Source organism: Mesorhizobium sp. 113-1-2, assembly GCF_016756475.1.
GTDB lineage: Bacteria > Pseudomonadota > Alphaproteobacteria > Rhizobiales > Rhizobiaceae > Mesorhizobium > Mesorhizobium loti_C.
The window spans coordinates 2,048,578-2,070,709 of record NZ_AP023242.1 but is presented as its reverse complement, the minus strand read 5'-3'; the positions used below and the strand labels follow the sequence as shown (position 1 = coordinate 2,070,709).

23 protein-coding genes are annotated in these 22,132 nt (G+C 63.0%); 11 read left to right on the top strand and 12 right to left on the bottom strand.

Features of this window, described 5'->3' with window-relative positions; translation table 11 throughout:
• Positions 1 to 49 precede the first annotated feature (49 nt).
• From JN279_RS09945 to JN279_RS09930, 4 genes are read left to right on the top strand one after another with little or no spacing between them, the layout of a single operon-like run.
• A complete protein-coding gene (locus JN279_RS09945) occupies positions 50 to 1,219 on the top strand; it encodes a mandelate racemase/muconate lactonizing enzyme family protein (RefSeq protein WP_202352647.1) in 1,170 nt (389 codons plus the stop codon).
• A 2-nt stretch (positions 1,220 to 1,221) separates the two neighbouring features.
• Positions 1,222 to 1,941 (top strand): FadR/GntR family transcriptional regulator, encoded by a 720-nt coding sequence (locus tag JN279_RS09940; protein WP_096450374.1) that lies wholly within the window; start codon positions 1,222 to 1,224, stop codon positions 1,939 to 1,941.
• Between the two features lie 2 nt (positions 1,942 to 1,943).
• Entirely contained in the window at positions 1,944 to 2,936 is a 993-nt protein-coding gene (locus JN279_RS09935) for a hydroxyacid dehydrogenase (protein ID WP_446720398.1), read from the top strand.
• Positions 2,937 to 2,976: 40 nt separating this feature from the next.
• Positions 2,977 to 3,366: a hypothetical protein gene (locus JN279_RS09930; protein ID WP_096450376.1), complete on the top strand. Its 390-nt coding sequence runs from the start codon at positions 2,977 to 2,979 to the stop codon at positions 3,364 to 3,366.
• A 15-nt stretch (positions 3,367 to 3,381) separates the two neighbouring features.
• Here JN279_RS09930 and JN279_RS09925 read toward each other — a convergent pair whose 3' ends face one another.
• Positions 3,382 to 4,677: an amidase gene (locus JN279_RS09925; protein WP_202352646.1), complete on the bottom strand. Its 1,296-nt coding sequence runs from the start codon at positions 4,675 to 4,677 to the stop codon at positions 3,382 to 3,384.
• A gap of 175 nt (positions 4,678 to 4,852) precedes the next feature.
• Here JN279_RS09925 and JN279_RS09920 point away from each other — a divergent pair, with 175 nt between their 5' ends.
• Positions 4,853 to 5,200 carry a GFA family protein gene (locus JN279_RS09920; protein ID WP_096457941.1) on the top strand — a complete coding sequence of 116 codons (348 nt, stop codon included), beginning with the start codon at positions 4,853 to 4,855 and terminating at the stop codon, positions 5,198 to 5,200.
• Positions 5,201 to 5,205: 5 nt separating this feature from the next.
• Here JN279_RS09920 and JN279_RS09915 read toward each other — a convergent pair whose 3' ends face one another.
• A complete protein-coding gene (locus tag JN279_RS09915) occupies positions 5,206 to 6,114 on the bottom strand; it encodes an SDR family oxidoreductase (protein WP_096450380.1) in 909 nt (302 codons plus the stop codon).
• 98 nt (positions 6,115 to 6,212) lie between these two features.
• Between JN279_RS09915 and JN279_RS09910 the strand changes: the two genes are divergently transcribed.
• Complete coding sequence (locus JN279_RS09910; protein WP_244734499.1) at positions 6,213 to 6,788, top strand: TetR/AcrR family transcriptional regulator; 576 nt, start codon at positions 6,213 to 6,215, stop codon at positions 6,786 to 6,788.
• 36 nt (positions 6,789 to 6,824) lie between these two features.
• Here JN279_RS09910 and JN279_RS09905 read toward each other — a convergent pair whose 3' ends face one another.
• Positions 6,825 to 8,039 carry an MFS transporter gene (locus JN279_RS09905; RefSeq protein WP_202352645.1) on the bottom strand — a complete coding sequence of 405 codons (1,215 nt, stop codon included), beginning with the start codon at positions 8,037 to 8,039 and terminating at the stop codon, positions 6,825 to 6,827.
• Positions 8,040 to 8,222: 183 nt separating this feature from the next.
• On the opposite strand from JN279_RS09905, the gene JN279_RS09900 reads away from it, so the two are divergent.
• Positions 8,223 to 9,209, top strand: a complete 987-nt coding sequence (locus tag JN279_RS09900; protein WP_202352644.1) for an AraC family transcriptional regulator — start codon at positions 8,223 to 8,225, stop codon at positions 9,207 to 9,209.
• A gap of 48 nt (positions 9,210 to 9,257) precedes the next feature.
• On the opposite strand, the gene JN279_RS09895 is transcribed toward JN279_RS09900, so the two are convergent.
• The 8 genes from JN279_RS09895 to JN279_RS09860 all read right to left on the bottom strand — a co-directional run bounded on the left by JN279_RS09895 (position 9,258) and on the right by JN279_RS09860 (position 17,431).
• Positions 9,258 to 10,121, bottom strand: coding sequence for an ABC transporter ATP-binding protein (locus JN279_RS09895; protein WP_446720416.1), 864 nt, complete (start codon positions 10,119 to 10,121; stop codon positions 9,258 to 9,260).
• Between the two features lie 7 nt (positions 10,122 to 10,128).
• The gene (locus JN279_RS09890; RefSeq protein ID WP_064980944.1) at positions 10,129 to 10,569 is read right to left on the bottom strand and encodes a hypothetical protein; all 441 of its coding nucleotides are present in this window, start codon (positions 10,567 to 10,569) and stop codon (positions 10,129 to 10,131) included.
• Positions 10,566 to 11,654, bottom strand: a complete 1,089-nt coding sequence (locus JN279_RS09885) for an ABC transporter ATP-binding protein (protein WP_096450390.1) — start codon at positions 11,652 to 11,654, stop codon at positions 10,566 to 10,568. The genes JN279_RS09890 and JN279_RS09885 overlap by 4 nt, the downstream gene beginning before the upstream one ends.
• A gap of 1 nt (position 11,655) precedes the next feature.
• A complete protein-coding gene (locus JN279_RS09880; protein ID WP_020629045.1) occupies positions 11,656 to 12,594 on the bottom strand; it encodes a carbohydrate ABC transporter permease in 939 nt (312 codons plus the stop codon).
• Positions 12,595 to 12,597: 3 nt separating this feature from the next.
• Positions 12,598 to 13,659 (bottom strand): carbohydrate ABC transporter permease, encoded by a 1,062-nt coding sequence (locus tag JN279_RS09875; protein ID WP_202352642.1) that lies wholly within the window; start codon positions 13,657 to 13,659, stop codon positions 12,598 to 12,600.
• 80 nt (positions 13,660 to 13,739) lie between these two features.
• A complete protein-coding gene (locus JN279_RS09870) occupies positions 13,740 to 15,173 on the bottom strand; it encodes an ABC transporter substrate-binding protein (protein WP_019861307.1) in 1,434 nt (477 codons plus the stop codon).
• 46 nt (positions 15,174 to 15,219) lie between these two features.
• Complete coding sequence (locus tag JN279_RS09865; RefSeq protein WP_202352641.1) at positions 15,220 to 16,332, bottom strand: ABC transporter ATP-binding protein; 1,113 nt, start codon at positions 16,330 to 16,332, stop codon at positions 15,220 to 15,222.
• 439 nt (positions 16,333 to 16,771) lie between these two features.
• Positions 16,772 to 17,431 carry a TetR/AcrR family transcriptional regulator gene (locus JN279_RS09860; RefSeq protein ID WP_202352640.1) on the bottom strand — a complete coding sequence of 220 codons (660 nt, stop codon included), beginning with the start codon at positions 17,429 to 17,431 and terminating at the stop codon, positions 16,772 to 16,774.
• A 52-nt stretch (positions 17,432 to 17,483) separates the two neighbouring features.
• Here JN279_RS09860 and JN279_RS09855 point away from each other — a divergent pair, with 52 nt between their 5' ends.
• From JN279_RS09855 to JN279_RS09840, 4 genes are all read left to right on the top strand, one after another.
• Complete coding sequence (locus JN279_RS09855) at positions 17,484 to 18,680, top strand: Tm-1-like ATP-binding domain-containing protein (protein ID WP_202352639.1); 1,197 nt, start codon at positions 17,484 to 17,486, stop codon at positions 18,678 to 18,680.
• Positions 18,681 to 18,691: 11 nt separating this feature from the next.
• Positions 18,692 to 19,555 carry a phosphoenolpyruvate hydrolase family protein gene (locus JN279_RS09850; RefSeq protein WP_202352638.1) on the top strand — a complete coding sequence of 288 codons (864 nt, stop codon included), beginning with the start codon at positions 18,692 to 18,694 and terminating at the stop codon, positions 19,553 to 19,555.
• A gap of 7 nt (positions 19,556 to 19,562) precedes the next feature.
• Positions 19,563 to 19,979, top strand: coding sequence for a cupin domain-containing protein (locus JN279_RS09845; RefSeq protein ID WP_096450401.1), 417 nt, complete (start codon positions 19,563 to 19,565; stop codon positions 19,977 to 19,979).
• Positions 19,980 to 20,041: 62 nt separating this feature from the next.
• Positions 20,042 to 20,596 (top strand): hypothetical protein, encoded by a 555-nt coding sequence (locus tag JN279_RS09840; protein ID WP_202352637.1) that lies wholly within the window; start codon positions 20,042 to 20,044, stop codon positions 20,594 to 20,596.
• Here JN279_RS09840 and JN279_RS09835 read toward each other — a convergent pair.
• Positions 20,593 to 21,783, bottom strand: coding sequence for a M24 family metallopeptidase (locus JN279_RS09835; protein ID WP_202352636.1), 1,191 nt, complete (start codon positions 21,781 to 21,783; stop codon positions 20,593 to 20,595). The genes JN279_RS09840 and JN279_RS09835 overlap by 4 nt on opposite strands.
• Positions 21,784 to 22,132 lie beyond the last annotated feature (349 nt).

Here is a 22,132-nt window from a genome sequence, read left to right as displayed (position 1 = left end):
TGGGAAATTCGCCTTTCCGCCCTGACCGGCGGCAGGGCCGGGGAAGAATATGCGCATCAAGACCGTCCAAGCCTGGTGGGTCCGCATCCCGATCGAAGCCGCGCGGCAGCACCGCAGCGACTTCGGCCAGGTGACGACCTTCGACGCCGCCATCCTGCGCATCGAAACCGATGACGGGCTCATCGGCTGGGGCGAAGGCAAGAACGCCGCCGGCAGCGCCGGCAGCTACGGCGCCCTTGTCCATATGCTGAACCATGAGGTCGGGCCGCAGTTGATCGGCCGTGATCCGGCCGATATCGGCATCATTTGGGAGATGCTCTACAATGGCGTGCGCCACGACAGCGCCGCGCGCGCCGGCCACGCCATGCCGCAACTGGCGCGGCGGGGCATGAGCATCGCCGCCATCAGCGCTGTCGACATCGCGCTCTGGGATATCCTCGGCAAGTCGCTCGGCCAGCCGGTCTGGCGACTGCTCGGCGGCCGCAAGGTCGATCGCATGCAGGCCTATGCCTCGGGCGGCTGGGCCTCAGCCGATGCCATAGGCGAGCAGTTGAAATCCTACATCGCCCGGGGCGGCTTCAAGGCGCTGAAGATGCGGGTCGGCGCCATGGATGGCGCAGCACACATTTCCGCTGCCCGTGTCCGTGCCGCGCGCCAGGCGCTCGGCCCCGATGTCGAGCTGATGGTCGACGCTCACGGCACCTATACGGTTGCCGAAGCCAAACGCTTCATCCATCTCGTCGGCGACCTCGATCTCGCCTGGTTCGAGGAACCCGTGATCGCCGACGACAAGCCGGGCATGGCGGAGGTGCGCGCCTCCGGTACCGTGCCGATCGCCACCGGCGAAAGCGAGGCGACGCGCTATGCTTTCCGCGACCTCGCAATGCTCAAGGCCGCCGACATCTTCCAGCCCGATCCCGCCTTTTGCGGCGGCATCAGTGAGGCGATGAAGATCGGCACCATCGCCAGTGCCTTCAACCTGCGCTTCGCGCCGCATCTGTGGGCCGGCGCCCCCTGCTTCTTCGCCGGCTTGCATGTCTGCGCCGCCTCGCCATCGAGTTTCACCGTCGAATATTCGCTTGGCGCCAACCCGATGATCCACGATCTGATCGAAGAGACTGTCGAAGCTAGGGACGGTATGATAGCGATCCCGGAAAAGCCCGGATTGGGGTTCACCGTTTCAGAGCGATTCCTGGAGGCGCACGCGCAACGCAATTGACGATGAAAGAAAAGAACCTTCTCGCGGAACTCGCAGCCTATCTGTTCTCCCACTCGGACAGCGAGACCGGCCGCACGCCGTCGGAGCGTGAACTGGCGGAGCATTTCGCTGTCAGCCGCGGCCAGATCCGCGAGGCGCTGGCCATCCTGGAAGCGATGCGCATCGTCGAGCGCCGCGCCAAGTCCGGCATTTACATCGACACCAAGCAGGCGAGCGTCGAGGCGCTAGCGCTGTTCGCGCGCGCCGGCCTGCCGCTCGATCCCTTGCAGATTTACGAGACGGTCGAATTGCGCAAGATCCACGAGATCAAGGCCGCCGAGCTTGCCTGCTCGCGTGCCACCGAGGAGAATTTCGAACGGCTGCGCGAAATCCTCAAGGCTTCCGAGGAGCGCATAGCCGCCGGCGAAGGTCTGGCCAAGGAGGACCGCGAATTCCACCTGGAGATCGTGCGCGCCACCAAGAACAGCGTGTTCCACAACATCTGCAGCGTCTACTATCTGATGGGCGAACAGCGCCTGCCGATCTACTTCAACGACCCTGAACGCAGCGTGCGTTCGCATGCTGAACACGTGCAGATCTACGAGGCGCTGCTGCGCCGCGACGGCAATCTCGCCCAGGCGCTGATGAGCGCCCATCTGCAAGGGGCGGAGAGCTACTGGAAGGGTCTGATCGAGGGCGGCAATGCGGCAGCGCCCCTAAGCCCGGCGCTCGAAAAGGCCTGAGCGTGGCCCAGACCGTGCCCAAGATCCTGTCGACCCATCCGCTGCATCCACGCGCCTCGGCCAAGCTTGCCGGCGCCGGCCAGCTTGTCATCGCATCGGCGCTCGACCCCGCCACCTTGACCGCGGAGGCCAAGGATGCCGATATCGTCATCGTGCGCGCGCCCCTGCCGCCGGCGCTGTTCGAGGGCGCCTGGAAGCTGAGAGCCGCCATCCGCCATGGCGCAGGGCTCGACATGATCCCGATGGAGGCAGCGACGGCCGCCGGCGTGCTGGTGGCCAACGTGCCGGCCGTCAATGCCCGCTCGGTGGCGGAACATGTGATATTCACCGCACTTGCGCTGCTGCGGCAATTCCGCAGGGTCGACCGCGACCTGCGCGCCAAGGGCTGGCTCGCCGGACGCGAACATGCCAACGCCAACATCGAGCTCGCCGGCAAGACCATCGGCATTGTCGGTCTCGGCGCCGTCGGCCAGGCCGTCGGGCATATCGCGGCGCACGGCTTCGACCTGAAAGTGGTGGCTACGACGCGCAGCATGCAGCCGGCGCCCGAAAAAGTCGGTTTCCTCTCCATCGACGCGCTGGTCGAGCAGAGCGACATCATCGTGCTCTGCTGTCCGCTGACGCCGGAGACGCGCGGCCTGATCAGCCGCGAGCGCATCGCCCGCATGAAACCCACTGCGCTTTTCATCAACGTGTCGCGCGGGCCGGTGGTCGATGACGACGCCCTGATCGAGGCCTTGCGGGAACGCCGCATCGGCGGTGCAGCACTCGACGTGTTTTCGACGCAGCCGCTGCCGTCCAATCATCCCTATTTCGGCTTCGACAACGTCATCATCACCCCGCACATGGCAGGCATTACCGAGGAATCGATGATGCGCATGGGCGTCGGCGCGGCGGGTGAAGCCTTGCTGGTGCTGGCCGGCAAACTGCCGGTCAATCTGCGCAATCCAGAAGTGGTCGATCACTATCGGCGGCGGTTTCCGCTCGACCTATAGCAATCGCGGTTTCGCCCCAATTCTCCGCGACGGTGCGGCCATGTCCGGTCTTCGCCTCGCATTTTTGATTGCCGCAGCCTCGTCCATCTGCACATTGCCGGCATTCGCCGCGGCCGAAAGCAGCTATGTCTATTGCGACAATGGGCTGCGCTGCTTCAAGGCGCCCTGCCCGTCGAACAGCGTGCTCGACCTTGCCACCGGCAAGATCATCAACGGTGTGTCGATCGATGCCAGCGGGCTGCCGCAGGCCGACAAGGCGATAGTGGATCAGTCCGACGTGCTGTACAGCGGGAAAATTGTCGTCAGGGGTTCGATCGAGCAGCGCACCCAGACCATCACCGGCAAGGATTACAGCCTGCCCTGGCTGGTCGCGACCCGGATCGTGCGCACCGCCAAGGACAGCGAACGCAAGCACTGTTCATCGCCCTGATCCGCCAATCGCCGATCAGCCGGCCAGCAGCCTCTCCACCTCGGCGGCAATCCGCAGCAGATTCCGGTCATGGCCATTGCGCGCCACCAGCATCAGTCCGGCCGGCAGCGCCATATCAGGCATCGGCAGCGAGATCGCGCAGAGATCGAACTGGTTGGCGACCTGTGTGTTGCGCAGCAGCAGGCCTTCGACGCGGTCGCGCAGTTCGGCATCCTCGGCCATCGAACCAATGGTCGGCGCCGTCACCGGCGTGGTCGGCAGCGCCAGCACATCAACCGATGTCAGCCGCTCATCCATGGCGGCGGCCAGAGCGGTGCGGCGGCGCAGGGCCCTGATATAGACCGGCGTCGGCAGCATCGATGCCCGCGACAGAGGTCCGCTGACATGCGGGTCGACTGGCACCGCCGCGCCCGTCGCCAGCCAGTCGGCATGCACTTCGGCCCCCTCCATGGCAGCGATCGAGCCACGTTTGGTCGCCGCGCGCAGATCGGCAATCATGTCGTCGATCGATAGATCCGCAATGCGCGCGCCAGCCTGTTCGATCTTGCCGAGACAACGTTCGAACGACGTCATGACCTCACCTTCCGTGTCGCCGAAAAGAACGCCCCGCGGCACACCAACGCGAAGTCCCGCGAGCGATATGGCCACCAGTTCGGTCGGCACCTCGCCGGCCATCACGGCGTCGGCGGCGGCACATTGCGCGACGGTTCGGGCAAGCGGCCCGATCGAGTCCAGCGTGCCCGACAGCGGAAAGGCACCAGAGAGCGGCACGCGCCGCGCCGTGGGCTTGAAGCCGACGACACCATTGAGCGCCGCCGGAATGCGGATCGAGCCACCAGTATCGGATCCGATCGATATGTCGCTCGTCCCCTCGCCGACGGAAACACCGGCGCCCGAGGACGAACCGCCGGGGATACGGCTGGCATCGACGGCGTTACCTGGCGTGCCGTAATGCATGTTGTCGCCGATCGCGGTGAAGGCGAATTCGGTCATGTTGGTCTTGCCGATGATGACCGCTCCGGCCTGCCGCAGCCGGCTGACGATGGCCGCATCGCGCAACGCGGGTGCCGCTGTCCTGCGCATCAGCGAGCCTGCAGCGGTCGCCTCGCCGGCGACATCGAACAGATCCTTGATCGAGACGATTGTGCCGTCGAGTGGTCCCAGCGTGACGCCGGCTCGGGCGCGGGCGTCGCTGGCGTCAGCCGCGGCCCGCGCAGCCTCGGCATAGAGCTTGGTGAAGACCTTCTCGTCGGCCGCACGATTGGCAAGACGTGACAGGATGATTTCGAGATGGTCGTGAATGGATTGCATGTCGATGTCGGACTCCGCCAGGATGCAACGTCTTTAAAGCAATTCCAGGAAAAGTGTGTAGCGGTTTTCCGTTCGGAATTGCGAAAAAACAATGACTTAACGCGGCCGCTTGGGCTTGCGGAAGGGATAACCCGGCCAGCGTGCCTTTGCACCTGCCAGCGATAGGAAGATGCTGATGCTGTACAAAGGCAGCTGCCACTGCGGCAAGGTCGCCTTCGAATTCAAGGCGGAACTGGCCGGCGCCATCAGGTGCAATTGTTCGATCTGTTCGCGCAAGGGCGCGCTCTTGTGTGCCATCCCGCATAAGGACCTGACGGTCCTGGCCTGGGGCGATGATCTGGGCACCTATTCATTCGGCAATCAAGCGATGGCGCACCGCTTCTGCCGCACCTGCGGCATCCACCCTTTCGCCGAGGATGTCCGCGAAGGCGGCGAACGCAGCGCCTATATCAACCTCAACTGCGTCGCCGATCTCGACCCGTCCACCCTGTCGGTCTTCGATTTCGACGGGCGCTCGGCCTGATTGCCTTACCGGTAACCCGTTGCGTCGGCGGGCTTGCCGGCGTCCTGGACCTCCGGCACATAGCGCCAGGCATCGGGCCGCGAACCGTCGAGATCGGTAAAGCCATAGACCTGCGCCAGCCCGCCGCTGGACAGCGACTGCCCGTTCCAGCGCGAACGATCCGGATCGGCAGCCAAAGCGGTAACGGCACGGCCGATAAAGCGCGGCGTCTCCGAAATAATGAAATGCGGCACTTTTGCCGTGGCATCGCGCCAATTCTCCTCGCGTACTCCAAAGGCCTCCAGCATCATCTCCGACCGCAGCCAACCTGGCGTCAAAGAGACGGAGGTAGCACCGTGTTTCGCGAGATCCTTGGCATGAGTCCAAGCCATACGGTTCACCGCGACCTTGGCAAGGTCGTAGAACGGCGACAGGCGGTAGTGCTCGGCATTGTATTCGGCCGTGCCGTCGGTGACTTCCACCAGCAGTCCGCCCGGCCGCTCGATCATGAGGGGCAGCGCATGGTGGGCGGTGATCAGATGCGTGTCGATGGCTAGGCGCAGCATGCGCAAGCCATTGTCCAGATTGTGCTCCCAGACCGGCTTGTCCCATTCGAACAGCTTTTCACCGCCCCAGATGTCGTTGACCAGTATGTCGAGGCGGCCCTGTTCGGTGCGGATGCGCTCGACCAGCCTGCGCACATCCTCGGCCACAAGATGATCGACCTGCACGGCGATGCCCTTGCCGCCGTTCGCGTTGACCAGTTCCGCCGTCTCCTCGATTGTTTCGGGCCGCGCATATTCGGATTGCTGGGCACGCGTGCTCCGTCCCGTGACATAGACCGTGGCGCCGGCGGCGCCGAGCTCGACCGCTATGCCGCGTCCGGCACCTCGCGTGCCGCCGGCGACCAGGGCAACTTTTCCTTGCAACGTCATTGAACTCTCCCAAGAACGGCACCATCGATGAAACCCGAGCTGGCCTGCGCCGCTCGCATCATATATAAATGATCATTCGGTTATATCAGGATGTCAAGATGACCCGGCCCAAAACCCAATCCGACGAGCAGGTGCTGGAAGCCGCATTGCGATTGATCCACGAGCATGGCCCGGAAGCGCTCACCTTCGAGCGCCTGGCCAAAGCCTGTGGTCTCTCCGGTGCGACCCTGGTGCAGCGCTTTGGGAACAAGGCGCGGTTGAAGCAGCGCACCTTGCTGCATGCCTGGGATGGTCTTGACGAAAAGACCGGGACGCTGGCGGCCACCGTTCCAAAAACGCCGGCCGGCGCGATCGAATTGCTGGTGGCACTGTCGCAAGGCTATGGCGGCATCGAATCCTATGCCGAGGGCCTGCTCGTCTTGCGCGAGGATTTGCGTGACCCCATGCTCAGGACGCGCGGTGCGGCCTGGAAGACAGCCCTGTGCAATGCACTCGCGGCTTGCTTTACCGGAACGCCCGGCCCGCCGCAGGATATCGGCCTGCTGATGGCGTCGCATTGGCAGGGATCGTTGCTGTGGTGGAGTTTCGATCCGACGATCGAAGTCGCCGTCTATGTCGAAGACAGTCTCAACCGCTTCGTTGCCGCCATCACGACAGCGGCCCGAAAACCATGATGGTTCCCGGGCCGCTGGATAGGTTGGGATAAGGGACTATTCGGCCTGCTTCGGGCCGCGCAGGAACACCACGATGGCCGCCAGCAGCGTTGCGACGCCGCAATAGGCGAAGGCGCTGGCCACGCCGGCATGGTCGACCAGCAGGCCGCCGAAGACGGCGCCCAGCGCAATCGCCACCTGGAAGGTCGCCACCATCAGTCCGCCGGCGCTTTCGGCCTGGTCAGGCGCTGCCCGCACCAGCCAGCTCTGCAGCCCGACCGGCACCGCGCCGAAGGCAAAGCCCCAGGCGGCAACGGCGGCCGCGGCGATCGTCGGCGAGGCGCCAAGGATCAGCATCGACGCAGCTGCCAGGGCGATCAGCAGGGGCGCCAGCGCCACGGTTATCTTGAGGTTGCGCTCCGCCAGGAAGCCGCCAGCGATATTGCCGAAGAAACCGCCAATGCCATAGGCGAGCAGCACCAGCGAGATCGTCTCGATGTGCAGCACCGGTACTTTTTCGAGGAAGGGGCGCACATAGGTGAAGCCAGCAAAGTGCCCCGAGGCAACCAGCAGCACGACCAGCAAGGCCACCCGGATCGACGGCCGCTCCAGCACCTCGAGCAAGGTGCGGAAGCTCGCGACACCCATCGGCGGCAGCTTCGGAATGGTGGCCAATTGCACAAGCAGCGCCAAGGCGCCGACGATGGTCGCGATCATGAACGCCGTGCGCCAGCCCCAGATGTCGCCGACATAGGCACCGACCGGGGCGGCGGTGACCGTGGCCAGCGAAACACCGGTCAGGATGATCGACATGGCGCGCGGCATCAGCCGCATCGGCACCAGCCGCAGCGCCATGGCCGCCGACATCGCCCAGAAGCCGCCCAGCGCCACGCCGAGCACGACGCGGGCCAGCAGAAGCATGGGCAGCGATGCGGCAAAGGTGGCGAGAAGGTTGGACAGGATGAGGAACGCCGTCAGCATCCACATCACCAGCCTGCGGTCCATGCGCCTTGTGATGATGGCCATGGTGGGCGCGGCAATGGCGCCGACGATGGCGGTTGCGGTCACCGCTTGCCCGGCGACACCCTCGGTGACGCCGAGGTCACGCGCCATCGGCGTCAGCAGGCTGGCGGGCAGGAATTCGGCGGTGACGAGACCGAAAACGCCAAGCGCCAGTGAAACCACCGCGCCCCATGCCGGTTCTGTTCGTTCATCATTGTCTGCGGGGTTCAGAAGTGCGGCGTCGATGACATCAGTCGCGGGGTCGGCCATGGTCAGTCTCCGATCTGTTTGCAACGCCACATAGAGAAAGACCGGCCCGGGCTTCCACCCGTTCCATGCCTTGCCGTCACGGCTTGGCTATGAGGTCGGTCTCGGTTTGTTTGCGGCGCAACATTTGGCTGCAGTGCAACATAGGGAGTGACCGCCTGGAGTTTCCATGCTAGAAACCCCATTATGTCTAGCCATTCGTCCAAAATTCCGATCACGGGTGACCCGTTGACGGACATATTGCGCGGGCTGCGCCTCGATGGCGTCGAATACGGCCGTTGCGAAATGAAGGAGCCCTGGGGCATCCAGTTTCCGGCTCAGCCCGGGGCGCGGTTCCATTTCATCGGCCGCAAGGGCTGCTGGCTGAAGCAGCCCTCCGGCGAGTGGGTTGAACTCAATGCCGGCGATGCGGTGCTCTTACCGCGCGGCGAAGCCCATGTGCTCGCCAGCGAACCCGGTGCGAAGGCCTGGCCGATCCATGGCTATGAGCTCGAGGAAGTCTGCAAGGACGTCTATTGCACGTCGAACGCCGAGATGTGCGACAAGAATTGCCAGCCGGGAACGCTGCTGTTCTGCGCCGCGATGTACTTCAACCTCGATGGCCTGCATCCGCTGCTCGGCATGATGCCGGACGTGATGCGCTCGCATGAGCTGGAAGCCTATGAGCCGGGCATTCCGCATCTGCTGGAGGCCATGGCGCGCGAAGTGACGATGGAGCGCGTCGGCTCCGGCGGCATCCTGGCGCGGCTGGCCGATGTGCTGGCCGCCACCGTCATCCGCTCATGGGTCGAACGCGGCTGCGGCGATTCTTCCGGCTGGATCGCCGCGGTCCGGGATCGCGACATCGGCCGCGTGCTGGCCGCCATCCATCTCGAACCCGACCATGACTGGACGGTCGAGTCGCTCGCCCGGATGATGGGCGCTTCGCGCTCGGGCTTTGCCGAGCGCTTCGCCACCGTCGTCGGCGAAACGCCGGCAAGATATGTCACCCAGGTCAGGATGCATCAGGCACGGCAGTGGCTGGTCCGCGACCGGATGAAAATATCCGTCGTTGCCGCACGCCTCGGTTATGAATCGGACGCCGCCTTCAGCCGTGCCTTCAAGCGCGTCATCGGTTCGGCGCCCAGCCATCTGCGCGCCGAGGAACAGGCTGAAATCCGCCAGGCCAGTTGAGACAATATCCTTCGTTGCAGGCTACCCGGCTGAGCCGAAAACAGCGCTTCACCCGGCGTGGCGCAAGCTGACACCGCTACCCTTGTCGAACAGCACCACCTTGTCGGGGTTCCAGGCAAAACGCACCGGCTGTTCGATCGCGACATCGGTCCTGGCCGGCACCGTGGCGCGCAGTGTTGTGTCGCCAACCCGCAGCGTCAGGATCTTTTCGACGCCATGGTTCTCGACATCATGGACGCGCGCCTCGACCGGCGCGCCGCTCTCGAGATAGACGTCTTCCGGACGGATGCCGAAGACGAGCGGGCGACCGTCGGTCGCTCCACTCGCCTTGGCTCCCCCTGAAAAGGGCAGTTCGAAATTCAGCGGCGCCATCACCGCGCGGCCATTCACCAGCTTGCCGTCGATGAGGTTCATCGGCGGCGAGCCGACGAAGCTCGCCACATAGGTGTCGCGCGGATTGTTGTAGATCTCGTGCAGCGTGCCGGTCTGCACGATGCTGCCGTGGTTCAACACGCCGACCTTGTCGCCCATCGACATCGCCTCGATCTGGTCGTGGGTAACGAACAGGAAGGTGGCGCCGAGCTGTATCTGCAGGTTCTTCAGTTCCGTGCGCAGCGCCTCGCGCAGCTTGGCGTCGAGCGCCGACAGCGGCTCGTCCATCAGGAACACGCGCGGCTTGCGCACGATGGCGCGGCCGATCGAGACGCGCTGCATCTCGCCGCCTGAGAGGCGGTCGGTCTTGCGGTCGAGCAGATGCTCGATCCGCAGCGTACGGGCGGCGCGGTCGACGCGATCCTTGATCTCGGCATCGGGTCCTCCGGTCAAGCCGGAGGATGACGGCGTGAGAGTTGAGAGGCGACGCACACCGACCGTCGTGGACCGGCGCGAGCGCGACCTGCCGGATAGCGTCAGCTGCTGATCATCGCGCTGTCTTGTTGAGAGCGGTGACGACCAGCGCGAGAATCACCGCCGCGGCGGCGATTTCCCACACGAAAGCCTGCTTGTAGAAAGGCGGCGTGGCGAGCTGCGCCTTGCCGGCGAGAGTGTTGGGGTCCGGTGGATTGAGGAAGAAGACGCCGTAGAGATGCGCCGCCGTGATCGAAACCAGCAGCACAATGCAGAAGACCAGCGCCACGACCAGCGCTACTGTCACCACACTGCGCACCTTGACGCCCGGCTGGGCCAACGGCAGCAGGTTGTTGATGAGTCCGGCAAGCACCACGAGACCGCTGCCGACCGCGTACAGGCCGATGGAAAAGGGTTGGAAGATCAGCACCAGCGCCACGACGCCGAGGCCAATGATGAAGACCTCGAGGCAGAACGCGCCGGCCCGGCTCATGCCGGAAGAACTGTCGCTCATGACCGCACCGCCTTTCCGGCGCCATCGAAGACATGCGTTTGCCTGGGATCGGGGCGTAGATTCAGCGCCTCGCCGACCTTGACCCGCTGGCTTCTCGTCACCACGACGCGGATGTCGGCGCCTGCCGCCGTGCGGGCATGAATAAGGGTTTCGGCGCCCATGGGCTCGATGAGCTCGGCCCGGGCGGAGATGGTGCCACGGTCCCCCGTATCGGTCGGGGTGAAGGCGCGGGGGCGGACACCGATCGTCACCTTGCCGGGCTGCAGGCGCGCGACCGCCGCGTCCGTGCGGATCGCCAGACTAATGCCGGCCACGGTCATGTCCGCCGTGCCATCGGCGAAGGTCTTGAGGTCGGCCTCGAGAAGATTCATCTGCGGCGTGCCGATGAAGCTCGCCACGAAAGCATTGGCGGGCTTGGCAAATACCTCGTGGGGTGAGCCGACTTGCTCGATCAGGCCGTCCTTCATGATGGCGATTCGGTTGGCCATGGTGAGCGCTTCGAGCTGGTCATGGGTCACGATCACGGTCGCTTTGGAGAGGCCCTGCAGCACTTCCTTGATCTGGCCACGCATGGTCTGGCGCAGTTCGACATCGAGACGCGACAAGGGCTCGTCGAAGAGGAAGCAATTGGGGTCGCGGACGATGGCGCGGGCCATGGCGGCGCGCTGCTTTTCGCCCTCGGATATCTGGTTCGGCAGCCGGTCGAGAACGTGCTCCAAGTGGAGGATCGCGGCGACGCGGTTGACGCGGGCAGTCCGCTCAGCCCCGGAAATGCCGTCGTGATAGAGCGGGAAGGCGATGTTCTCGGCGATCGATGCCGACGGGTAGAGCGCGTAGAACTGGAACACCATGGCGATGTCGCGCTTTTCGGGCGGCAGGTTGTTCATCACCTTGCCGGCGACGACGACCTCGCCGTCAGTGACGCGTTCCAGCCCGGCGATGACGCGCAAGGTCGTCGTCTTGCCACAGCCGGACGGGCCGAGAAGGCAGACGACCTCACCGGCGGCTACCGACAGGTCAACGTCCTTGACCGCGGTGAAGGAGCCGAAGCGTTTGGTGACTTTACGGAGTTCGATGGTTGACATCTCAGCGCTTCACCGTGCCGAAGGTAACGCCGCGCAACAGATGGTTTTGCAAGAAGAAGGTGACCAGGAAGACTGGGACAAGGAACAGGGTTTCGATGGCGGCAAGCAAAGTCCAGTCGGTGCCGCGTCCACCCGACGACACGGCCTGGTTCATGGCGACCGGGACCGTCCTCGTGTCGGGCCCCGAGAGCAACAGGGCGAAGAGGAACTCGTTCCAGGTGAGGATCAGGCCGAACACGAACGTGGCGGCGAGCCCGGCAATGACCTGGGGCAGGCAAATCTTGAAGAACACCCGCATTCCGGACGATCCGTCGATGCGGGCGGCATCCTCGACGTCTGGCGACAATTCATCGAAGAAGCTCTTCATCATCCAGATGGTGAAGGCCAGGTTGAAGGCGGTGTAGAGCATGATGATGCCGAGATACGAGCCCGACAGGCCCACCACGCGGAACATCAGGATCACCGGAATGATCACCACAATCGCCGGCAGCATGCGCGTGGTCAGGATGATGAACAGGTAGGTGTCATTGCCTTTCAGCGGATAGCGCGAGAAGCCGAAGGCCGCCAGGGTGCCGATGACCAGCGCCAGCAGCACCGACGCCGAGGCGATGAAGATCGAGTTGAAGAAATAACGGTCGAATCCTGTCGCTTCCGGGGCACCGTCCGGCGTCATCGAGCGGGAAAAGACGGACCCAAAATTTTCGAGCGTTGGCTTGAACACAAAATGGTCCGGAATCAAGCCGAACAGCGACGTGGGCGACAGCGTCGGAGGCACCAGGAGCGCGTCGCCCTGCGGTTTGAAGGCGGTGAATATGATGAACAGCACCGGCAGAAAATAGATAAAAGCGACGACGGCCACGGCGAGCGTCCGCCCCCAGCCGGCCTCGTCTACTCCGCTGGCCCTGCGGAAGCCGAGCTTTCCCAATATCGATTCGGCCACGGGTTATGCTCCCTGCGTACGGCGGTTTGCGAGGTACAGATAGAGGTTGGTGAGAACGATCACCATGAACAGCATCAGATAGGAGATCGCCGCGCCCTCACTCGTCTTGTTCTGCTCGTTGGCGATGCGGATCAAGTGATAGGAGATCGTCAGTGTGTCGTTGCCGCCCTTGGTGAGGAGGATGACGAGATCCGCCAGCTTGAATGCCTCGATAGTGCGGAAGAGAAGGGCCAACATCAGAAGGCCGCGGATGTAGGGGAAGGTGATCATCCAGAATTGCCGCCATCTGGAAATACGGTCGATGGCAGCGGCCTCGTAAAGGTATTTCGGCACCGAGACGAGGCCCGCCAGCACAAGGAGCATGACGAAGGGCGACCACATCCAAGCGTCGGCGAAAACGATTCCCGCCACGGCACCGACTTTGTTGCTCATCAGGATGAACTGGTTGCCGGAGATGGAATTGATGACGTAGCTGAGAATCCCGAATGTCGGGTCATAGTAGTAGGTGAAGAACACGCCAGAGGCGACAACCGAAAGCATCATCGGTGTCAGCACCAGGATCAACAAATACTTGCGCAGCGGAAATTGCTTGGCGAACAGGATGGCCAGGAGAAAGCCGACGATCATCTGCGCGGAGACGGTGAACACGACGAACATGGCGGTATTGATCAGCGCGCCCCAAGTCGCGTGAGCAGCCAGATCGTTGGTAAGGATCCGGGTGTAGTTCCCGAGTCCGACGAAGCGGATCGTCTGCTGGTTTGCCTGGTAGGCGAAGAACGAAAGGCCCAGCGACCACAGCAGGGGGAAGATATTCATCACAAACAGAACGGCGATTGCCGGAGCGACCAGCAAGGCGCCGAAGTAGTGGCGGCGATACGCGTTGACGGTAAATGCGGCCGCGACCAACGCCGCCGTGGCGCCCACCACCCAGAAGGAGACAGCCGCCGGCAAGCCCGCCATTGATATGGCCGACACGACGACAGCGACAGCGATGGCGAGTTTCCAGTTGTGGGCAACAACCGTGGTAAGGCTTGGTGTCAGCAGCGTGCTTGAAACAGCGGTCATGGGAGTCCGAAATATGGAGCGCCTGACGTGGCAATGACGGGAAGCGGCTTTTGCCCGCTCCCCGCAGCTATGTCGGAAGGTTACTGGATAAGGCCAGCGTTCTTCAGAAGGTCCTCCTGGAACTTGGCGATGTTATCCAGGGTGGTCTTGGCGTCCTGCTTGCCAGTGATGGCCAGGTCGTACTGGTCCTGCTGCTGGGTGAGCAGTTCGAAGAACTGCGGCACGTGCCACATGTCCTTCTGCCAGTCGAGCGAGTTCGCCCAGGCGCGGTCCCACGGACGATAGGTCACATACTTCGGATCGCTGTAGACCGACTTGATCGCGGACTGGCCGCCGCCGGCGGCGAACTGGTTCTGGATATCAGGCGAGAGCCACCACTTCACGAAGCCCACCGCTTCCTTGATTTGCTCAGGCGTCGTCCAGGTGGTGAGAACGAAAGGCTGTCCGCCGATCTGTGACGTACGATTCACCTTGCCGTCGGGACCGCGCAGGCCTGGCGCCAATCCGAACACCAGCTTGTCGGCAACCTTCGACGTCTTGGGATCGAGCGAGGCTTCGGCGAGACCGATCCAGTCGATGTTCATGGCCACCTTGCCTTCACGGAACAACTGGTCCGAGACGAAGATGTCCATGGTGCCGGTCTTGACCACCGGCGGCATGAACTTCAGCAATTTGAGGAAATGCTCCATGCCCTCGATGGACTTCGGGGAGTTTACAACGCCTTCGGCATGTCCGGTCGGGGCCTTGGTTTCATCCCAGATGCCGCCGCCATGCTGCCAGACGAACGAGTGGACCGAGCTCGTCGAGAAGTCGTAGCCTTTGCCTGCCTGATAGGCGATGCCGTAGAAATCGTCATCCAGCACCTGGCCGGCGAGCTTGTCGCCCTTCTTGCGCTGGAAGAATTCGCCAACATGCTCGAACGTGTTCCAGTCCATGGCGTCGATTTCTTCGCCGGTGCAGGGCAGCTTCTCATTGTACTTCGCCTTGAAGGCGGCCTGCTCGTCGGCGTTGCAGAGCACGTCCTTGCGGCCGTAGGTGACCAGCACGTCCGGGAACTGCGGGAAGCCGTAGTAGTTCGGCGTGCTGTTGGGATAGGTCGAATAGGCGTTGAGCACGGCGGGATGCATCGACTCCATCGTCGCCTTGAGTTCCGGATCGGCATCGATGAGATCGTTGATCTTGCGGAAGTAGCCGCCTTCGACGAAGGCGCCCAGCCATTGCGAGTCCGACACGATGAAGTTGTACTTCTTTTCGCCCGAGGTCAACGAGGCGTTGACGCGGGTGTAGAAATCCGGCCACGGAATGAAATCGACATCGAGCTTCACGGTATTGCCAGACTTGGGCTTGTACTGCTCGTCGAAGAACTTCTTCATAATGCGGGTCGGGGGCCAATCCGGCACCGCCATCGTCAACGTCACTTCTTCGGCAGAGGCATAGGTCACGCCTCCCACCAGTAGCGTGGCAGCGAAGCTTGCGGCTGTCGCTAGCCCTTTCACTTTGGTCATCGCCGTCATTCACGTTTCCTCCCTTGGTTAACCGGATTGCTTCTCGCCGTTCGCGTCAGGTCATTGACTGGCCGCTCGCGGCGCGGAAGACGTGGATTTTCCTGTTATCGATGGCGATCGATGCCGAATCGCCGGTCCTGATGCTGGCGGCGATCGCTTCCGGCAGCACCATGCGCAACATCTCGCCGCCGGCCACGACCGAGACGATCGTGATGTCGCCGAGCGGTTCGACCAGATGCACCTTCGAGGCAACCCCGGCTTCGCCCTTGGCGGCGAGCCGAATGTCGCTCGGGCGAATGCCGATCAGCGCGGCCTCGCCGGCATCGGCAGTCTTTGGCGCCGTCGCCGGAACCAGAGTCCCGAGCGGCGTGTCGAAAGACCTGGTGTCGGCGCGCACCGAGGCCGTGAACAGATTCATGTGCGGCGAGCCGATCTTGCTGGCGACATAGGTATGGATCGGCTGCTCGTAAAGCTCGTCCGGCGTGCCGATCTGGACGATGCCGCCATCGCGCATGACGGCGATCGCCTCGCCCATCGAGAGAGCCTCGAGCTCGTCGGGCGTGGCATAGATCACGGTCATGCCGAACTGGCGGTGCAGCCGCTTCAGCTCGGCGCGCGTCTCGTGCCGAAGCTTGGCGTCGAGATTGGTGAGCGGCTCATCGAGGAGAAGAATCTTAGGCCGGCGGATCAGGGAGCGGCCGAGCGCGACGCGCTGCTGCTCTCCGCCGGACAGCGTTGCCGGCTTGGCCTTCAGGCGGTGTGTCAGTTTCAGGATCTCGGCGGTCTCTTTCACCCGCTTGTCGATCTCGGCGCGCGCGGCTTTCTCCTCGCGCAGCGGATAGGCGAGATTGTCATAGACCGTGAGGTGGGGGTAAAGCGCGAAAGACTGGAAGACCATCGAGATGCCGCGGCCGGCGATCGGCGCATGGGTCATGTCGCGGCCGCCTATCTCAAGCGTGCCGGAGTCGGCCTGGACGAGGCCGGCGATAGTGCGCAGCGTCGTCGTCTTGCCAACCGAGCTCGGCCCGAAGAGTACGAAGAAGCGGCCTTCGTCGACGGAGAAGCTCAGGTCGTTGATGGCGCGCACGGATCCATAGGCCTTGCTGAGCCCATCGAGGCGCAGCGCAATCCCCTTGCCGGCACTGGCGCGAGGCGACGTCTGCGTCACGATGCGCCACCTCGTGCGGACGGAACACGTGACATCCGTATGATCCTCCTCGCCCTACCGAAATGGACTGCGGCTGTCATTCCCGATCCGCCTTTTCTTTCCTAATCTGGTATTACCAATCTAAGATGCCCGTCAAGCGCTTTCTTGAAATTCGCCGTCACCAAAATAAGCTGAATACGTCCGCTATATGTTCGTATTTCCTTCATTTTTGGCAGTTCTCCACCTTCATCCCGTTCGCAAAACGCCAATCCCCAAAATTATTGAAATCGCCGACCTTCAAATCTGGTCGAACCAGATTCGCTCCGAGCTACCGCGGCGACCGCCCTGGATTGCCCTCGACGCCCCCCCCAATCGGTCCGCATCGGGAGAAGTCTCATATCCTGCATCCGCCTTCGTCCAGCCCTCCTCCATGCCCAACTCACGCCGCCACCGCCGCTGGTCAGGATGGCGTCCGGAGTCGCGCCTGCCGCACCAGCGCTGAGGCCGCCCACTGGGCGACGGCCAGGGTCTTGCCGCTGTCCAGGCCCCAGATGTCCTTGAGCACGATCAGCACTTCGACGCCGAAGACCAGCGACAGCGCCTGCGCAAGGCGTTTGAACTCACGCGGCGGCAATTGGCCCTTGAGCGGCGCGATCGCTTGCTGCAGCAGATCGACACGATGACCGCGCGTGAAGGCCGGCTCGCCGCCCAGCGTGCCAGCCTGACGTCGTGCCCATTGATCGAGCGACAACTTCAGCGCCGCCTTGAACGTCGCCTCGAAAGCCTCGATGCGCGGCATGGCCGTGTCGAACAATTCCGCGACCCGGCGTTCGGCATCGAGAGAGGTCGACTGCCAGGTCAGGATTGGTCCCAACCCCTCGTCGACGACAGCCTGCACCAGAGCGGCCTGGCTCGGGAAATAGCGATAGGCGGTGGCGCGGGAGACTTGCGCGGCTTCCGCCACCTCGCTGACCGACGGCGTGACGCCCGCCTGCATCAGCCGTGTCGCCGTCTCCAGCATCAGCCGTTTTGTCCGCGCCCGGGGTCCGCGCTCGGCGGCCTCGCCGCTTCTCCGCTCGGTGTCGCCGCTTGCAGCGGGTCGTTGACGTGAGACATCCATATCAATATGATACGCGCGTCTCAAAAATTTGCAATGACCTTGGAAGGCGCCAATGAAGCGCATCTATGTGGTGGGCACCGCGGACACCAAGGGTGAGGAGCTCGCCTTCCTGGCCGATGCGATTGCCGCCACCGGCGCCGCCGTTTCCCGCGTCGATGTCGGCACGCGCGATGCAACCATACCCGTCGATGTTACCGCGGAGGAAATCGCCAGCCATCATCCGGACGGCGGCACAGCCGTGCTCGGCGGCGATGACCGTGGCGCCGCGGTTGCCGCCATGGGCGTCGCCTTCACCCGCTTCGTCCAATCGCGAAACGATATCGCCGCCATGATCGGCATTGGCGGTGGCGGCGGCACATCGATCATCACATCGGGCATGCGCGCTTTGCCGCTCGGCCTGCCGAAAATCATGGTCTCGACGCTCGCCTCGGGCGACACGGCGCCTTATGTCGATGTCTCCGACATCATCATGATGCCATCGGTGACCGACATGGCCGGGCTGAACCGGCTCTCCCGCGTCGTGCTGCACAATGCCGCCCAGGCGATATCGGGCATGGCGGCAAGACCGGCACCGCCGCCCGATGGCAAGCCGTCGATCGGGCTGACCATGTTCGGCGTCACCACGCCTTGTGTGACGGCCATCGCCGACCAGCTTCGCTTGACCTACGACTGCATGGTCTTCCACGCCACCGGCACCGGCGGCCGCAGCATGGAAAAACTGGGCGACAGCGGCCTGCTGTCGGGCGTCATCGACATCACCACGACCGAAGTCTGCGACCTCCTGTTCGGCGGCGTGCTGCCGGCAACGCAAGATCGCTTCGGCGCGATCGCCCGCACCGGCCTGCCTTATGTCGGCTCGGTCGGCGCCCTCGACATGGTCAATTTCTGGGCGCCGTCGGCTATTCCCGAACGGTATCGAGGAAGACTGTTCTACGAGCACAATCCCAACGTCACGCTGATGCGCACGACGGCGCAGGAATGCCGCACGATCGGCGAATGGATCGGCGCCAGGCTCGCCCTCTGCGAGGGGCCGGTGCATTTTCTCATTCCGGAAAAGGGTGTCTCGGCGCTCGACATCGAGGGCGGCGCCTTCTTCGACCCGGAGGCCGATGCCGTGCTGTTCGAAGCCATCGAGCGGACCATCAAGCCGAATGCCAATCGTCGCGTCACGCGCTTGCCGCTGCACATCAACGACTCCGAATTCGCCAGGGCGGCAACCGCCGCCTTCCTCGACATAGCCAGACACTGAGGTTCAAAAAAATGCCCGCCATACCGCGCAAGGACATACTCAAGAAATTCAGGGGAATGATCGACAAGGGCGTGCCGATCGTCGGCGGCGGTGCCGGCACCGGCCTGTCGGCCAAGGCCGAGGAGGCCGGCGGCATCGACCTGATCATCATCTACAATTCCGGCCGCTACCGCATGGCCGGGCGCGGCTCGGCCGCCGGCCTGCTCGCCTATGGCAATGCCAACGAGATCGTCAAGGAAATGGCCTATGAGGTGCTGCCGGTGGTCAGGCACACGCCTGTGCTGGCCGGCGTCAACGGCACAGACCCGTTCGTCATCATGCCGCTGCTTCTGGCAGAGCTGAAGACGATGGGCTTTTCCGGCGTGCAGAATTTCCCGACCATCGGCCTGTTCGACGGCACCATGCGGCAGAGTTTCGAAGAGACCGGCATGGGCTTCGGGCTCGAGGTCGACATGATCGCCGAAGCGCACAAGCTCGATCTGCTCACCACCCCCTATGTCTTCAATCCCGACGAGGCGCGCGCCATGACCAAGGCCGGCGCCGACATCGTCGTCGCCCATATGGGCGTGACGACAGGCGGCTCGATCGGCGCCACCTCGGCCAAGTCGCTCGACGATTGCGTGGTTGCGATCGACGCCATCGCCGAGGCCGCCCGCTCGGTGCGCAAGGACGTCATCCTGCTTTGCCATGGCGGGCCGATCTCCATGCCGGATGATGCCCGTTACGTTCTGTCTCGCGCCAAGGGCCTCCACGGCTTCTATGGCGCGAGCTCGATGGAACGGCTGCCGGCGGAAGCGGCGATCGCCAGGCAGACGGCCGATTTCAAGGCGGTGACGCTCGGTGGTGAGAAGACCAAGCCAAAGAAAAAGAAGTGATGAGACCATGACCGACAAGAGTAAGGTGTTTGTCTATCCAAAGGACGTCAGCGCCTTCGGCTTCGACTGGGGCAGACTGGCACTGACCGTGGCGCCCGAAGTGAATGGCGCGACGCGCTTTTCCGGCGGCGTCGTCGACCTGCCCTCCGGCAAGGGCCACACCCGCCACAACCATCCGGGCGCGGAGGAAATCATCTTCGTCATCTCGGGCCATGGCGAACAGATGGTCGAGGACGAGCAAGGCAATCCGGTGGTGGCGAAGGTCGGCCCCGGCTGCACCATCTACGTGCCGGAGAGCCGGTTTCACTCGACACTGAATACCGGCGACGGGCCGATGCAGTTGTTTGTCGTCTACTCGCCGGCCGGGCCGGAACTGGTGCTGCGGGAGTTGCCGGATTTCAGGCTATTGCCGGCGGGCGCATAGATTTTCACATCGTGGAAATTTGCACATAAACGCCTTCGAATAACCGGCTTCGAGGCGAAACCATGGGAAGCCAGCTGATTGCCCGCTCGAAAAGGAATATATTCTTGCGCCGGTACTTCGTGATAATTCCGATAGTGGCCGCGCTATCACTTTGGATTGGATGGGACCATTACAGAGATGCTTTTTATACGAAAGCACTGCCCGATAAAATACAGACATACCGCGTCAACACACAGGGAAGCGACGCGGTGCCGCTTCTCAGGAAGGCATGTGGCGGAGTCATTTTCGACCTGACCGATGAGACACTTTCCGCAATTGGGCAACAGGGGTTGTCGTTTTTCCAAAATGCCCGTCAGGGTCGGGGTTATCCAGCGACAGATCGGAACGCTTACTACCACAGCTATGCGGAATGGCAGGAGACGCCGGTGCCGGAAGGCTGGGTCGGTCCAGAGGGCTTTTTCTCACTATCTTTGCAGTGCATGAACAACTCACCCGAAACGGACAAAGCCATATCCGAGGCGCTAAAATTGCCTGGCTCGTATTTTACGACAAAGCAGTCCGGAGAGCTCGTCGTGGTACCGAGCCTAAAAATGGCAATCCTGGCTTACTACAATTAGGACGCCCCACCCCTGTTCCACCCCCTGCCCCGGTCGCCAAACATGACATAACCAGTCTCCGTCACCGCCAGCGTATCCTCGAGCTTGATGAACCCGCGCGTCGGGTGAAGCATCGTGGTCTCGACCGAAAGCACCATGTTCTTTTCCAGCGGCTTGGCCGCATAGGTGCCTTCATAGGCCACGGGATGGTTGGTCATCAGGAACGGCGCCTCATGCGTGATCAGGCCCATGCCGTGCGCGAAGAAATCCGTATAGGCCGCGACCTTCGACGCCTTCAAGACACCCTCGGCGTGCGAAATCATATCACCGCCGAGCGTGCCTGCTTTGACCTTGGAAAAGGCCGCCTGCTGCACCGTCTCCACTTCAGCCAGGAGATCCTCGAGCTCGGCATCCGGTTCGCCGAGAATGCCCATGCGGCAGAGGTCGCCGATATAGCCGTGATAATTGCCGCCGGAATCGATCGACAGCACCTCGCCCTTCTTCCACGCCTGCGGTGAAGCGGCGCGGTTGTGGCTGGAGCCGAGCGTCAGCAGGCAATATTCGAAATGTGCGCCGCGGTTGGTCTCCTCGCGCCGCAACTGCTCGATCATCTCGGCCTTGGTCGTGCCTTCGCGCGCCCAGGCAATGGTCGCCAGCATGGAATCGGTGATCAGCTCGGAGGCGGTGCGCAGCTTCTCCAATTCCGCATCGGTCTTGATGGCGCGCATGCTTTCCAGCATCGCGGTCGCATCGATCAGCTTGGCGTCCGGCAATGCCTTGCGGATCAGCGTGTAGGCGTCCGACGGCAGGAAGCCTGGCTCGATACCGATGCGCGCGCCGGCCTTGCCGATCTTCTGCAGATGCTCGACAGCAAGGTTCGCGGCATCGAGCGTGCCCCAGCAGGCGGCGTGCAGCGTCGGCGTCCAGAATGGATTGTTCTGGTGCTCGCCGCCTTCCATGCGGTTGCCGATATAGGCGGCATGATCCGGGCCGCCTTTTTCGTAGACGACGATCGGCAGGTAACGGCTGTGGCCGATCGCATCCATGGCGGCAAAGAAGATGAATTTGTAGCCGCCAAGCAGATATTGCGTGTTGTGCTTGGAGGTCGCGAGCAGCACATCGATGCCGGCCTCCTCCATCAGCCGATCGACCCTTGCCTGCTCGAACGGGATATTGCTGACAGCATTCTTGCCCGGCGCAATGTTCATCTCTCTCTCCCTGAATTGCCTGGGATCAACGCTGTTCAGCTCCTGGTCCCTTGGCGGTGGATCAAATCTGCACCATTTTGCCCGCTCTGGTCTAGCCAGAAATGCGCCAACGGCGCGGCTTTGCGGTCACCAAGTCGTCATCCATCGTCTATCAGTGAAATCTGGTCCTACCAGATAGATGGAATTGAACCCGGTCTCTTGAACTGGTCCAGCGGACGAAAATTTCAAAGCCAAGCCAGGATGCGCCAATTCCGTCTCTGGCGAAACCCTCGGCAAGGCTCATAATCACCGCGGCAAGGATGCCGATGCCGGCGTCCGAGGGGTGTTGTCGCGCCGATCGGGTCGCGGA